The following is a 14,883-nucleotide window of genomic DNA, read 5'->3' on the forward strand; positions in this document are numbered from 1 at the left end:
GAAAACGATTATTCAGCTTTGGGAGCATCAACAGGACAAACACCTGCGCAAGCACCGCATTCCAAACATTCGTTAGCGTCGATTACATATTTGCCGTCACCTTCAGAAATGCAGGAAACGGGACATTCGCCTGCACAAGCACCGCAGCTGATGCAGTCATCACCGATAACATATGCCATCTTAAAAACACCTCCACAATTTATTAACCACATTATACTATCTTTTTTTATAAAAATCAAGTGTTTTTACTTATTTTTTTCAAAATCCGCCGTGGAAAATCAATCCTCAAGCGCTTTTAAATCTTTGCTTTCGCTGTCGTCGATTTTTACGTTCACTTTTTTGAGAATTTTTATGTCGGAAAGCTTATATTCCTTGATTTCTTTCTCTCCGTCAATGTCGAGCGAAACGTTTACAAGCGATTTTAAAAGATTTGCCGACACAACAGTTCCTTTACCGTCGGGAGTTTTTACAACCGAGCCGGTGTGCGGTGTGCGCCTGATAAGATCCTCGTATGCCTCCTGCTCATTTTTAAGACAGCACATAAGACGTCCGCACGTACCCGAAATTTTCGTCGGATTAAGCGACAGACTCTGCTCTTTTGCCATTTTTATGGAAACGGGTTCAAACTCGCCGAGATACAAACTGCAGCAGAGAGGACGTCCGCAAACGCCTATTCCGCCGAGCATTTTTGCCTCGTCGCGCACGCCGATTTGACGAAGTTCAATTCTCGTTTTGAAAAGCGACGCCAAATCGCGCACCAATTCACGAAAATCAATTCGTCCGTCGGCGGTGAAATAAAACAAAATTTTGTTGTGGTCGAATGTATATTCAACGTCGACAAGCTTCATTGCAAGCTCGTGTTCTTCTATTTTTTTAACGCATTTTTCAAATGCCTGTTTTTCCTTTTCCTTGTTGTCCAGCATAATTTTTATGTCGTCGTCTGTCGCTTTGCGCAAAACTTTTTTAAGCGGAGAAACAATTTCGTTCTCGCTGATTTCTTTGTTTGCAAGCACAACAGAGCCGAATTCCACACCGCGTGATGTTTCGACGATTACACTGTCTCCTTTTTTTATTTCAATATTTTCAGGGTCAAAATAATAAATTTTTCCCACACTTTTAAATCTCACTCCAACTACATTAACCATTTATTTCCTCCCAAAGCTTTATAAACATATCATTGACGCACAACGCGTATGCGCCGTATTTTCCGAGTTCGCGCTGTAATTTTGCAATAATCTCCAGCGACGACACAACGGATTGTTTTGTTGTTTCCGTGTTAAATCTGTCGATAGTTTCCGTCTTGTCGCGGTTTATAATTCTGCCTTCCAAAAAATTCTTTTTAAGCAGAATATCGCCGAAAAACAGCGTTAAAAATTCAAAAAGCGTATCTTTTTCATCTTTATTTTTCCCAAAGAATTCACATAACGGATAAATTGAAGTCCGCTTTTTTTGAATAAGCAACGGAATTTTGTTGAAAAATTCTTCGCGCAGGGTTAAAAATTCGCCGTCCTCCGAAAGCGACAAAAACTTACCCGGATTTCCCATTGAATATGCCGCCAAAAATTCGTTTTTACTGCCGAAAATCTCAAAAATTGCCTCGTTGGACAACGGCGGTATCAAGACCGACGCACATCGCGAAAGAATGGTCGGCAGAATTTTGTTTCTGTTCTCGCAAAGAAGTATGAAAACCGCATATTCGGGCGGTTCTTCAATAACTTTCAAGAGCGAGTTCTGCGCGGTTTCGTTCATCAGATGCGCGTTTTTTATGATAAAAATTTTCTTGTCAGCGCTCTGCGGACGAATGAAAACATCTGTCACAAGTTCGCGTATTTTCGACGCGCCGATTTCCGCTTTATCGTCGTTTGAAATTGTTATGACATTCGGATTTGTGCCTGCGTAAAGCGTTTTGCACGCGTTGCACTCAAGGCACGGCGGATTGCTTTCGCACAGGATATGCGCTGAAAAATATTTTGCCATCGTTTCTTTGCCTGAGCCTTTTGCGCCCTCGAAAATATACGAACTTAAAAATCGGTTTTCATTTTTTAACGAATAGAAAAAATCCTTTAATTTTTGCTGACCTGTCGGCATAAGTTTTGCGTTCAAATTCTTTCAAACCTTTCAATATCCTGCACAAAAACCGTTGCACCGCCGACGTCCACTTCGGTCGGACGCGTTGCATAACCGCCCGCGGTTTCAAGATATGCAGGCGTTATGACAACCTGTTTTCTGCGGCGGCACTGCGATTTTATAGTGTCAATCGCTTTCTGCACGAGGTCGTCCTCCGTGCCGATAATAAGTGTCATATTTCCTACTTTCAAAAAACTTCCCGTCGTGGCAAGCTTGGTTACGGCAAATCCCTCTTTGTTGAGCGCCTCCAGCACCATCTGCCCGTCGTGGTCGTTCACTATTGCGGTTATAAGTTTCATATGTGCACCTCATTTTCGGGGTAATTTTATATACATACATTAGATTATACTATATTTTAAAGCAAAAATCAAGTATTTAATGCGCATACAAAAACGGAACGCACATTTTTATGCGTTCCGTAAAAATTTTCAAAATTCAATTATCACGCGTTTGTATCTGTATCATCAGCGCCCGTGTTTTCGGAATTTGACGAATTGTCCGAGTTTTCAGTGTTTTCCTCGGCCGATACTGCCGTATCTTCCGAAACGCCCTCAAATTTCAAACCGTCAAGCTTTTCACCGTTAAATACCTTTTCAAATTCCTCGCCTGAAATTTTTTCTCTTTCGATTAAAACTTCGGCAACAGCGCGGAGTTTATCCATATTCTGCGTGAGCATTGTTTTGCATCGTTCATATGCGGTGTCGATAATATCTCTGATTTCCTCGTCGATTTCAGCAGAAACGTGCTCGCTCATATTGCGCGACTGAACAAAATCACGGCCGATAAACACCTCGTCGTGGTCGTTGCCGAAACAAATCGGACCGATTTTATCGCTCATACCGTATTTTGTAACCATATCGCGTGCAATTTTCGACGCGCGCTGAATATCGTTCGACGCACCCGTGCTGATGTCGTTCAGCGTGAGTGCCTCGGCACTTCTTCCGCCAAGAAGCACAATAATCGAATCAATCATTTCACCTTTTGTGTTATAATATTTATCCTCACTCGGAAGGCTCATTGTGAAACCGCCCGCCCTCCCGCGCGGAATAATAGAAACCTGATGAACGGGGTCTTGCGACGGCAAAAGGCGCGTGATAATCGCGTGACCTGCCTCGTGATACGCGGTAAGTTTTTTCTCGTGTTCGCTCATATTGCGCGTTTTCTTTTCCGTTCCGACGACAACTTTAATCATTGCGTCCTCGATTTCCTGCATATTTATCTCGGTTTTGCTCTTTCGAGCCGCCAAAAGTGCCGCTTCATTGAGAAGATTTGCAAGATCCGCGCCCGTAAATCCAGCAGTAGTTTTTGCGATAACCGACAAATCAACGTCACTGCCGAGCGGTTTTTTGCGCGAATGAACTTTCAAAATTGCCTCTCTGCCGATTATATCGGGAACATCGACAACAACCTGTCTGTCAAACCTTCCCGGACGCAAAAGTGCGCTGTCGAGAATATCGGGTCGGTTTGTCGCGGCAATAACTATAACGCCGACGTTAGCACCGAAACCGTCCATTTCAACAAGGAGCTGGTTAAGTGTCTGTTCGCGCTCGTCATGGCCGCCGCCGAGACCTGCTCCGCGCTGACGGCCCACTGCGTCGATTTCATCAATAAATATAATACTCGGTGCTGCTTTTTTCGCCTGTTCAAACAAATCCCTTACACGCGACGCGCCGACACCGACAAACATTTCAACAAAATCGGAACCGCTGATAGAGAAAAACGGAACGTCCGCCTCGCCCGCAACAGCTTTTGCCAAAAGGGTTTTACCTGTTCCCGGAGGGCCGACCAAAAGCACGCCTTTCGGGATTTTCGCACCAAGTGCAGTGAATTTCTGCGGTGCGCGCAAAAATTCGACAATTTCCGCAAGTTCCGCTTTTTCAACGTCCGCACCTGCAACGTCTTTGAACGTTACGCTGTCTTTATCCTTAACGCTGACTCTCGCACGGCTTTTGCCGAACGACATAGCTTTTCCCGTGCCGCCGCCCTGCGACTGACGGAAAAACATTATCCAAAATGCTATAATAATTATCGTTAAAATGAGCGACGGAAGCATAGAAAGCCACCACGGCACAGGACTCGGCTGCGGTGTGACAAGCTTAAGCGACTCTTCACTCACCTGTTTTTTTATCTGGTCTCCGGCGTGCTGATACAAAATTTCAATATCGGGAATATCCGCAACAAGCGTTGTTTCTTTCTCGCCCTTACCCTCTTTTATAACCGCGATTGCCTGATTGTTTTCATCAATCTGAAGTTGGGTTACACTTCCCTTGTTGATGTAGTTTACAAGCTCGGAAAAACTGATTTCCTTCGGACCGCTCTGGTAGTTTAAAAGCGTAAAAATAAATATAATAACTGCGAAAAGCAAAACATAAAAACCGATACCTTTTATGTATTTTTTCATACGCACCGCCTCCTTATAAATATTGTTGCCAAAAAAACATAAAATATTATTACTTGTAGTATTCTTCCTTTAAAATTGCTATATACGGCAGATTTCTGAAATGCTGCGCATAGTCAAGACCGTAGCCGACAAGAAAATTATCTTCAACGGTAAAGCCGACGTAATCAGCCTCGATCGGCGCCTGACGTCTGCTCGGCTTATCAAGAAAAGCGCACAGCTTAACGCTTGCCGGATTTCTTGTGTCAAACATCTTTTTAAGATTGTTAAGTGTGATACCCGTGTCGATAATATCTTCTATAATAAGAAGGTGCTTTCCGTCAACGGGAACGTTTATATCCTTGATAATTTTAAGCGAACCGCTGGTTGTTGTGCCGTTTGAATAACTCGAAACCTGCATAAACTCAATGGAGCACGGAATGTCAATTTCGCGCGCAAGATCGGCTGTAAACGCAAACGAACCTTTTAATATGCAAACTAAAATTATCTCTTTGCCGGCATATTCTTCGGAAATCTGTTTTCCTAACTCTTCAACTCTTTTTTTAATGTCCTCACGAGTGTAAATAACCTCGCCTATCGTTTTTGGGTCAATCATAATTATCTCCTTAACTGTCAAGTTTTAATCATCAAAATTCGTTTGCTTTCTCTATTCACAAAAAAATCCTTGCCGACCGCAAATCCGCAAACCGCTAAAATCTTATCATCAGTAGCAACAACGGAGATTTTATCCCTTTCATCGGGATTTATCTTGCGGTCGATAAATATATCTTTTAACTTTTTTGTGCCGACGTTTGCAACGGAAATTTTATCTCCGTTTCTTCGGTTTCTTATATAAATCGGTTCATCTATTCCGTCAATGCAGATATATGATGCCGAATTGAAATCTGTAATTTCGTCAAAACTCACAAAAGAAACATCAAATTTTGTGTTAATTTCATCAAATATTTTTTGCAAATTTATATCGTTTCCGTCAAAAATGCGGTATTCAAAACCTTTGTTTTCGCCTGAAATACCGTTTTTATCCGCAAAAACGGTGTTATCGTCCGCAAAATTAACTTTAAATCGTAGTATATCATAATTATTTGAAATTGTCAAACCATAATTTCCCAAATAAATCTTTTTGCCTCGGGTCAAATTTACCGCGGAATTTATAAACTTTGCCGATGCGTGAAAATCATTTATGATAAGTTGCGCACAAAAAATTACAAGATGTTTTTTCACGGTGACGTGTTCGTTTTTGATTTTGTTTAAATCCAAAAACACCTCGCTGTTTTGGTACACAACACATTTTTCCGCAGTTTTTTTGGTATATTCACAGATAAAATCATTTTCTTCGCCGAGAATTTTGCCGTTTTCAAACACGGTATTTATCAGCGACGGGTTGATTTTCTGCATTTCTTTTATAATAATATTCCTGATTTTGTTGCGCGAATACTCATTTTCAAAGTTTGTTTTGTCGGTGACAAATTCAATATTTTTGTCGCGCAGATATTCCTCAATTTCATCTCTCGAACATTCAATCAGCGGACGGACAATTCTGCCGTTAACAGGCAAAATTCCTTTAAGACCGCCGGACGACGCACCGCGTATAAAATTAAAAATGCTCGTTTCAACGCTGTCATTTTTGCTGTGCGCAACGGCTATTTTGTCAATACCGCAAATATCGGCGGTTTCGTAAAAATACGAATACCGAACATTCCTGCCAGCCTCCTCGCACGAAAGCCGTTTTTCTTTGGCATATTTTTTCACGTCGGCTTTTTTGACAAAACATTTTATATTGTTTTTCGTGCAAAAATTCTGCACAAAATTCATATCAAAATCGGCGTCCGCACCGCGCAGACCGTGGTTTATATGCGCAGTGCAAACCTTAAATCCAATCGACATAAGAGCGCACACAAGCGCGGTTGAGTCCGCACCGCCGGAAAATCCGGCGAGCACGCTCTCGCCGCCGGAAAGCATATTATGTTTAATTATGGTATCATAAACTTTTTTCTCAAATTTATGCAAATTATCACCTTATCTTTGAGGTTCGGTGTGGATTGTGTCGAGATTTGAAAACTGCGTGTATTCACCGCGCCAGCCGACGTTAAACGAATCGGTCGAGCCGTTGCGGTGTTTTGCGATTATAACCTCGGCAACGTTCTGGTCTGCCGATTGGTCGTATTTCGCCTCGCGGTACAAAAACATAACAATGTCCGCATCCTGCTCGATTGCGCCCGAATCGCGCAAATCGCTCAACTGCGGTTTGTGGTCGCCCCTTTTGTCCGCCTCACGGTTTAGCTGGGAAAGTGCAATAACCGGAACTTTAAGCTCTTTTGCAAGAATTTTCAAAAGACGGCTGTTTTCCGAAACCTCCTGCTGACGGCTGTCGCGTCCCGAACCGCTCATAAGCTGTAAATAGTCAATTACAATCATATCGAGCTGACCTTTAAGACTCAATCTTCGGCACTTTGCCCTGATTTCCGCAATGGTAATGCCGGGGGTATCATCTATGTAGATGTTTGCCGACGATATATACTCCATTGTGTTAACAAGCCTTTGCGCATCGTTTGCGTCCAAGTCGCCGACACGCATCTTTCCGCTTGAAATAAGTGCCTCGGACGAAAGTATTCTGTTTGCAAGCTGTTCTTTACCCATTTCAAGGCTGAAAATCGCAACGCTTTTTTTATAGCGAACCGCCGCATTTGTGGCAATGTTAACCGCAAAACTTGTTTTACCCATTGACGGACGCGCCGCAATAAGAATAAGGTCGGTCGGCTGAAGTCCGGCGGTGCGCTTGTCCAATTCGTCAAAGCCTGTCGGAACGCCTGTAACATTGCCTTTATTTTTCATAAGATCTTCAATTTTTGAAAGATTCGATGCAAGAATATCGCGGATATGATAAATATCACTCATTTCCTTGCCCTGTGAAATTTCAAGAATTTTATTTTCGGCAATATTGATAACCTGGCTCACGTCGTTGTCGGAATTGTAGCTTTTTTCGGCGATTTCGCCTGCCGCGCGGATAAGTCTGCGTAAAATTGCTTTATCTTTGACGATCTGAATGTGATATTTCAAGTTTGCAGTGGTGGAAACCATATAACGCAGTTGAGTAAGATACTGCGCACCTCCGGCGGAATCGAATTTTTCGCCGAGCGCGCTCTGCAAGGTTACAAGGTCGATGGGCTCCGCTCTGTTTGAAATGTTTATCATCGCCTCAAATATGTTTTTGTGCTGTTCTATATAAAAATCTTCAATTTTAATTTTTGCACTTATATCCGGCATACACTCATTGTCAAAAATGATTGAACCCAGTATAATCTGCTCCGCCTCAATCGAATGAGGCATAGTTCTTATAACTTCTTCCGCCATAGCTATCTCCTATCGAAATTACTGTGCTTTTACAGTTACTTTAAGCTTGGCAACAATTCCGGGGTGAAGTTTTATGTCAACGGTATATGCGCCCTCGCTTTTAATGCCGTCGGGAAGCACAAATTTGCGTTTGTCAATGTCAAAGCCGTGCTCTTTTTTGAGAATTTCCGAAAGCTCTTTGCTTGTAACAGAGCCGAAAAGCTTGCCGTTTTCGCCGGCTTTAGCCGATATATTAAGGCTGATCTGCGCAATTTTTTCCGCAAGTTTTTTTGCATTTTCTTCTTCCATATCCTTATGATACTGAATAGATTCCTGCTTGCCCTTTGCGGCGTTGAGGTTTGCCGCAGTAGCTTCAACCGCCATTTTCTGCGGAAGAAGGAAGTTTTTCGCAAATCCGTCGCTGACGTTTTTTATTTCGCCTTTTTTGCCTTTGCCTTTTACGTCCTGAAGAAAAATTACTTTCATTTGTATTACCTCCGTTTTTGTTAATTACTTATTTTTAAGATATTCGTCGATAAGATTTTTAAGCTGTGATTCAACATCTGCAACCGACGCATTTTTTATATACGCGCCCGCCATTGTCATATGACCGCCGCCCGAAAGTTTTTCCAAAATCACCTGAACGTTGATTTCGCCGAACGACCGTGCGCTGATTGTAACGTCTGCGCCGAGCTGGCATATTACAAACGAGCACGTCACACCCTTGACGTTCAAAAGCTCGTCTGCCGCCTGCGCAACGATGGTTTGCATATCCTCCGCGCTCTTTTCGCAGGCTGCAAAAACTATGTTGTTTTTGTAAAAATGTGCGTTTTCTATAATGCGCCATTTTTTAGCTACGGTATTCATATCCACCTGGAAAAGTTTCTTTATATAAACGGTGTCTATGCCGAGTTTTTTAAGATATGCCGCCGCCTCAAATGTGCGCACGCCGGTTTTGAACGAAAAGTTTTTGGTGTCGAGATAAATTCCGGCATAGAGCGCGTCCGCCTCGATGCGCTTTAACATAATCGAACTGTCCATATACTGGAGCATTTCGGTTATAAGTTCGCTCGCGCTCGACGCATACGGTTCGTGGTACGTCAGCACCGCATTGTCGATAAAATCTGCACTGCGCCTGTGATGGTCAATCACTACGATACGGCTTGTACACTCCAAAAGCTGCGGAGCCTCAAGCAGACTTTTCATATGCGTGTCGGCAACGATTATAAGCGTTTTTTTAGTCAGAATTTCCGATGCGTAAGCCTCGTTTATAATAAAATCATCGTATTCGTCATCAAGCAAATCAATAAGATTTTTAACCGACTGATTGTAGCTTTGCATAAGAAGTTTTACTTCTTTTCCGAGCGCGGTGCACGCTCTGAAAAGTCCGAGAGCCGAGCCCATAACGTCAACGTCGGCGTTGCGGTGTCCCATAATTATAACGTTTTCCGCATCCTCGATAAGTTCTTTTAACGCGTACGAAACAATTCGCGCCTTAACGCGCGTGCGCTTTTCGACTTCTTTTGATTTACCGCCGAAGAAACTGTATTTTTCCTTATCTTTTATAACAACCTGGTCGCCGCCGCGTCCGAGCGCCATATCCAGCGCAACATACGAAAAAGCGTCGTTCTGTGCCATACTCCCGCCGTCACAGCCTATACCTATACTCAATGTAAGCGGAAATTTATTTCCTATTCGTATGTCGCGGAAATCTTTCAAAAATTCAAATTTTGTATCTATAAAATGACGAAGCGCCTTGTTGTCGAAATAGAAAAAATATCTGTCTTTTTCAAGCTTTTTGAGTATGCCGTTAACCTCCGCCGCAAGCGACGTGAGCGCCTCGTCAAACGTTGCGATAAGCATAGGACGGTCGGCTGACGGTGTATCCTGAATAATATCGTCGTAGTTGTCGATTACCATAACCGCGCTGATAAACTTTTCCTCATCGTACTTTATTTTCAAAAGCTCGTCGTCGCTCCTGTCATCCCAGTAAAGCACGATACAGCTTTCGTCGCTGTCCTCGATATGTGTTATATTGCCGAAAACGTGATAATATTTTTCGCCGAGTTTAAAATAATACGAAACCGAACTGTCGTCCTCTTTGTATAGACTGTCAAAGTCAAAATCGGGAATTATCGAATTTATTTTCTTGTCAAATGCATCTGATTTTGCAAAATCAATATCCGCAAGCGACGCGAAAAACTCATTGTACCAAGTAATTGTTCCGTTTTCCGACAAAATAACCACAGGGAGCGGGAAATTAAAAAGCGAGTCTTTGTGCGCACTGTCTATCGTGGTTGTAAGCTTGCTCAAATAACGCATGACCTCGCGTTTTCGAAAAACAAGAGTTACAATATAAAACACCGCAAGACCGAGGAAAATTATAAGTTCAAACGCCGCAACGCGCAAATCAAAAAACGCGGTCACAATGCCGAAAAGAAGTATAACCCACAGGTAGAAAGCGTTGTTTATCATAAAACTGATAAGGGATTTTTTCAAATTCACTCTCCGTCGTCCTCCTCGTTTTCGGGTTTTATATCCTGCCCGATTTTGCGTATGTCATAGCGCGAATCAAGCATACCGACTATGACAAGTCCCGGCAGGAGAAACGGCGCCGACATACATGCAAACATCAGCACAACCGCGTAAATAATCAGCCGTATCAGCCAGTTAAGACGCGTTTTTGCAAAATAGAAATCTATCACCGACACACCGCACACAAAGTGCGCAAAAAGCATAAGCACCAGAATATTTGAAAGCGCATCGGAAAACATCGACCTTTGCATAATAAAAAGCAAAAGTATCAAAACAGTAAGCGCCAGCGACGTTTTTTTGCCGAGTCTTATGTGTGAAAACGGCATTACCGAAAGCTTTTGTTTTACGGAAAATTCAATCGTTTTTTTGGTAACAGTAAACGTGAAAAACGCCGTTATAACCGAGCTTATAATGATAATTGACGGCATAAACATTTTAATCACCGTGTATACCATATCAAGTATGTTTGAAAAAACTTCGGCATTTTCTTTTGAATAAACACCGCTTTGCGAAAATGCGCGCATAAATGCGTCGGAATACATATCAATCGGCGCACCGACATACATTTCAAAAATATCGTTTCCTCCGCGTTTTACATACAACAGTGCAAGAATTGTCACAAAAAGCTGTGCAAACGATACCGCCGACACTGCCGTAAAAAAGCTTTTGTTATATTTTAACACATATCCCGCCGTAATACCGATTGCAAGAAGGTTCAAAAAGTCAATCAGCACCGAAAAAAGGTCAACGTACATATTTTGCATACTTGCAAAAACAAGCGCACCGAGCACAAGCACGCTTTCGAGTATCACTGCAAAAACGTGTTTTCTGTATGCAACCGTGCCGATTATAACGTTTGAAATGAGCGCGAGAAGCATAATATTTCCCGTTACGGTGTAAAAATATGCGATTATACAAAGCAGAATTCCCTCTGCAATTCTTGCAAAAATATTGTCCGTCTTTGTCATTTTATCCTCCGAAATGTATCAAATTCGTACAGTTCATTATATTATACCACATCAAATAAAAAAAGGCAAATATTTTTTATGCAAAAATTACCCGCACCTGGAAAAGCACGGGTAATTTTTTAATTCTTTATGCCATACATTCGTTTTGCGTTTTCGCTCGTGATATGCGCAATGTGTTCAAGCGACGCACCGCGGAGTTCCGCAATTTTCTGCGCGGTATATTTCAAATTCAGCGACGAGTTGCGTTTTCCTCTGTTCGGTTCGGGCGAAAGATACGGGCAGTCGGTTTCGATAAGAATTTTATCGTCCGGCACAATTTTTGCCGCCTCGGCGACGTTTTTAGCATTTTTGAACGTCACCGTTCCCGAAAATGAAATGTAAAATCCCATTTTAAGCGCAATTTCCGCGGTTTCACAGCTTCCCGAAAAACAATGCAGAACGCCTGTTTTGACCGAAGAATTTTTTAAAATTTCAAGCGTGTCGGCAGTTGAGTCGCGCATATGAATTGCAACGGGCAAATCGAGCTTTTCGGCAAGACGGAGCTGGCGTTCAAACCAGATTTTCTGTATCTCGCGCGAAACCTCGTTTTCGTGATAATCAAGCCCTATTTCGCCTATGGCAACAACCCTTTTACTGCTTTTGCACAAATCTTCAAGTTTTAGAATATCGTCCTCCGAAATCGTTCCGACGTCCTCGGGATAAAACCCGAGCGCGCAGTAAATAAAATCGTATTTTTCGCTCAATTCCAAGCATTTTTGCGCCGTTTCAAGGTTTGTGCCGATATTCACAACATAATCTATGCCGTTTTGTTTAAACGAATTAAGAAGTTCGTCGCGGTCCGCGTCAAATCTTCCGTCATCGTAGTGTGCGTGTGAATCAAAAAACATTGTTATCTCCCAAATTATCTTACTTCCGAGCCGTCGTCCAAATTTTCGTCATCGGGCGTAACGAGCGAAAGTTTGCCGTTTTCGTCCGACGCCGCAAGTATCATACCCTGCGACAAAACACCGCGGAGTTTCACGGGTTTTAAGTTTGTGACAACCACAACCTTTTTGCCGATCATATCTTCGGGCGAATAGTGCTTTGCAATGCCCGATACAATCTGACGCACCTCATCGCCGATTTTAATTTGCGAAACGAGAAGTTTGTCCGCGCCGTCAACGTGCCTGCACTCTAAAACCTTGCCGACTTTAAGATTGATTTTCGCAAAATCGTCAATGGAAATTTCGGACGGAGTGTCATCTTTTTTATCTTCTTTTTTATCTTCTTTTTTATCAGACTTTTTATTGACTTTTTCCGCCTCTTTCTGTGCCTTTGCAACTTCGGCCTCTATCTCCTCAAGTTTTTTCTTTTCATCAATACGCATAAAAAGCGGTGACTCGTTGTTTGTAACCGTTCCGGATTTTGTGTAACCGAATTTATCGAGCGTATCAACTGTGTTAAACTCTGAATTTATCTGCAAAAGAATACTCTCCGAAGTGTCGGGCATAAACGGTTTTAAAAGCACGCCGATAAACCTTATACCCTCAAGAAGATTATACAAAACTTCTTTCAGGCGGTCGGTTTTGCTCTCATCTTTCGCAAGCGCCCACGGCTCTGTTTCGTCAATGTATTTGTTAAGTCTGCGCGCCATTGAAATTATAAGTTCAAGGCTGTCAGCGGCACGGAATTCGTTCATTTTGGCAATAACTTCGTCTTTTGTTTTGAGGATAAAATCTTTAACCTCGCCGTCAACATCTTCCGTCACGCCTGTATTTGTAATAATTCCCTCAAAATATTTGTTGCTCATTGCAACGGTCCTGTTTACAAGGTTTCCGAGCGTATTCGCAAGGTCGCCGTTGCAGCGCGCGATAATGTTTTCGTACGTGATTGTGCCGTCCTGCGCATAAGGCATTTCGCGCAGAACATAATATCTTACCGCGTCAACACCGAAATGGCGCACAAGGTCGTCGGCATAAATAACGTTTCCGAGCGATTTGCTCATTTTGCTTGCACCGTTAAGGAGCCACGGGTGACCGAAAACCTGTTTGGGGAGCGGTTCGCCGAGCGCCATAAGTATAATCGGCCAGTAAATGGTATGGAAACGCAAAATGTCCTTTCCTATTATATGCACATCTGCAGGCCAGTATTTTTTATACAAATCGCCTTTTGTATCAACGTCGTAGCCAAGCGCGGTGATATAGTTTGAAAGCGCGTCAATCCAAACGTAAATAACGTGTTTGTCGTCGAACGTTACAGGAATACCCCATTTAAAACTCGAACGCGAAACGCACAAATCCTGGAGTCCTGGTTTTAGAAAATTGTTAACCATTTCTTTCCTGCGCGCCTCGGGACAGATAAAATCGGGGTGCTCCTCGATATGTTTCATCAAAGCGTCCTGATATTTGCTCATTTTAAAGAAATATGCCTCTTCCTCCGCCGAAACAACTTCGCGTCCGCAGTCGGGGCATTTGCCGTCAACAAGCTGTGACTGTGTGAAAAACGTTTCGCACGGCACACAGTACATACCCTCATATTTTCCTTTATAAATGTCGCCCTGATCGTATAATTTCTTAAAAATTTTCTGAACGGCTTTTTCGTGATAATCGTCGGTTGTACGGATAAATTTATCGTAGCTTGCGTTCATAAGGTTCCAAATATCGCGGATTTGTCCCGAAATTTTGTCAACGTGCTCTTTGCACGAAATATGTTCGTTTTTCGCGATTTCCTCGATTTTTTGACCGTGCTCGTCCGTACCTGTGAGGAAAAACACATCATAACCCATAAGACGTTTAAACCTTGCAATAGCGTCGGTAAGCACGATTTCGTATGTGTTGCCGATATGCGGTTTTCGCGATGTATACGCGATTGCGCTGGTTATATAAAACTTCTCTTTTTCCATTTATTTCAACCCTTTCTTTAATAGGTAAATTTCGATTTTGCGCCTGACATTATATATATTACCATTTTTTGCGAGTCAATTCAAGACCTTACGTGCCAAAATTTAAAAAAATTTCAAAATTTTCAGAATTTTTTTCAAAATTCTCTTGACTTTAACTGTGTTTATGTGTATAATAACTATTGTTGTTTTCAGTACGCGCTTCTAGCTCAGCTGGTAGAGCATTCGACTCTTAATCGACAGGTCCAGGGTTCGAATCCCTGGAGGCGCACCACGTCGGAATGGACTTCGCTCCATTCCGATTTTTTATTTTCATAAAAAATCAGTCATAACGCTTCGTCATTCCTCCTTTTCCGCGAAAAGTCACGTTTGTTTCGGCTATGCGCTTGCAAGCGCACGCATAACGCCTGCACTGCACTACCAACTTTTCGCGGTGTGTTCTACATCAGCAAACATAAATTCGGTTGGCTTTATTATTTTTGACAAGCTTTGCTCATTTCGGTTTTTTATACGAAAATCAGTAATAATGCAATACTTTTCTTCGTGGCAATTTATCAGTGCAATAAAAATAAAATTTTTTCAAAAAACTATTGCATTTGGAAAATATATGTGATATAATGTTCGATGTTGGTGTTCAAAATCAATAC

Annotated in this window: 13 protein-coding genes and 1 tRNA gene; 1 reads left to right on the forward strand and 13 read right to left on the reverse strand. The window is 42.4% G+C overall.

Annotated elements, in window-relative coordinates; all coding sequences use genetic code 11:
- Nucleotides 1-8: 8 nt before the first annotated feature.
- The 13 genes from H8706_RS01225 to metG all read right to left on the reverse strand — a co-directional run bounded on the left by H8706_RS01225 (nucleotide 9) and on the right by metG (nucleotide 14,239).
- Nucleotides 9-179, reverse strand: a complete 171-nt coding sequence (locus H8706_RS01225; RefSeq protein ID WP_178348117.1) for a DUF362 domain-containing protein — start codon at nucleotides 177-179, stop codon at nucleotides 9-11.
- Nucleotides 180-278: 99 nt separating this feature from the next.
- A complete protein-coding gene (locus H8706_RS01230; RefSeq protein ID WP_178348116.1) occupies nucleotides 279-1,145 on the reverse strand; it encodes a PSP1 domain-containing protein in 867 nt (288 codons plus the stop codon).
- Nucleotides 1,138-2,103, reverse strand: a complete 966-nt coding sequence (locus tag H8706_RS01235; RefSeq protein ID WP_262431176.1) for a DNA polymerase III subunit — start codon at nucleotides 2,101-2,103, stop codon at nucleotides 1,138-1,140. The genes H8706_RS01230 and H8706_RS01235 overlap by 8 nt, the downstream gene beginning before the upstream one ends.
- Nucleotides 2,100-2,426, reverse strand: a complete 327-nt coding sequence (locus tag H8706_RS01240; protein ID WP_178348114.1) for a cyclic-di-AMP receptor — start codon at nucleotides 2,424-2,426, stop codon at nucleotides 2,100-2,102. Before H8706_RS01240 ends, H8706_RS01235 begins: the two co-directional genes overlap by 4 nt.
- A 143-nt stretch (nucleotides 2,427-2,569) precedes the next feature.
- A complete protein-coding gene (gene ftsH, locus H8706_RS01245; protein ID WP_262431177.1) occupies nucleotides 2,570-4,528 on the reverse strand; it encodes an ATP-dependent zinc metalloprotease FtsH in 1,959 nt (652 codons plus the stop codon).
- A gap of 49 nt (nucleotides 4,529-4,577) precedes the next feature.
- Nucleotides 4,578-5,120, reverse strand: coding sequence for a hypoxanthine phosphoribosyltransferase (gene hpt / locus H8706_RS01250; protein WP_262431178.1), 543 nt, complete (start codon nucleotides 5,118-5,120; stop codon nucleotides 4,578-4,580).
- 17 nt (nucleotides 5,121-5,137) lie between these two features.
- The gene (gene tilS / locus H8706_RS01255) at nucleotides 5,138-6,532 is read right to left on the reverse strand and encodes a tRNA lysidine(34) synthetase TilS (RefSeq protein ID WP_262431179.1); all 1,395 of its coding nucleotides are present in this window, start codon (nucleotides 6,530-6,532) and stop codon (nucleotides 5,138-5,140) included.
- Nucleotides 6,533-6,541: 9 nt separating this feature from the next.
- Complete coding sequence (gene dnaB, locus H8706_RS01260) at nucleotides 6,542-7,876, reverse strand: replicative DNA helicase (protein WP_262431180.1); 1,335 nt, start codon at nucleotides 7,874-7,876, stop codon at nucleotides 6,542-6,544.
- Nucleotides 7,877-7,894: 18 nt separating this feature from the next.
- Nucleotides 7,895-8,341, reverse strand: coding sequence for a 50S ribosomal protein L9 (gene rplI, locus H8706_RS01265; RefSeq protein ID WP_262431181.1), 447 nt, complete (start codon nucleotides 8,339-8,341; stop codon nucleotides 7,895-7,897).
- A gap of 24 nt (nucleotides 8,342-8,365) precedes the next feature.
- On the reverse strand, nucleotides 8,366-10,360 hold the full coding sequence (locus H8706_RS01270; RefSeq protein ID WP_262431182.1) for a DHH family phosphoesterase: 1,995 nt from the start codon (nucleotides 10,358-10,360) through the stop codon (nucleotides 8,366-8,368).
- Complete coding sequence (locus H8706_RS01275) at nucleotides 10,357-11,358, reverse strand: YybS family protein (protein ID WP_262431183.1); 1,002 nt, start codon at nucleotides 11,356-11,358, stop codon at nucleotides 10,357-10,359. Before H8706_RS01275 ends, H8706_RS01270 begins: the two co-directional genes overlap by 4 nt.
- 119 nt (nucleotides 11,359-11,477) lie before the next feature.
- Nucleotides 11,478-12,245, reverse strand: coding sequence for a TatD family hydrolase (locus tag H8706_RS01280; protein WP_262431184.1), 768 nt, complete (start codon nucleotides 12,243-12,245; stop codon nucleotides 11,478-11,480).
- A 14-nt stretch (nucleotides 12,246-12,259) separates the two neighbouring features.
- Complete coding sequence (gene metG / locus H8706_RS01285) at nucleotides 12,260-14,239, reverse strand: methionine--tRNA ligase (RefSeq protein WP_262431185.1); 1,980 nt, start codon at nucleotides 14,237-14,239, stop codon at nucleotides 12,260-12,262.
- Nucleotides 14,240-14,434: 195 nt separating this feature from the next.
- On the opposite strand from metG, the gene H8706_RS01290 reads away from it, so the two are divergent.
- Nucleotides 14,435-14,510 (forward strand) — tRNA-Lys (locus H8706_RS01290).
- The last annotated feature ends 373 nt before the right edge of the window (nucleotides 14,511-14,883 follow it).

Origin of the sequence: Qingrenia yutianensis (genome assembly GCF_014385105.1) — a bacterium.
Taxonomy (GTDB): domain Bacteria; phylum Bacillota; class Clostridia; order UMGS1810; family UMGS1810; genus Qingrenia; species Qingrenia yutianensis.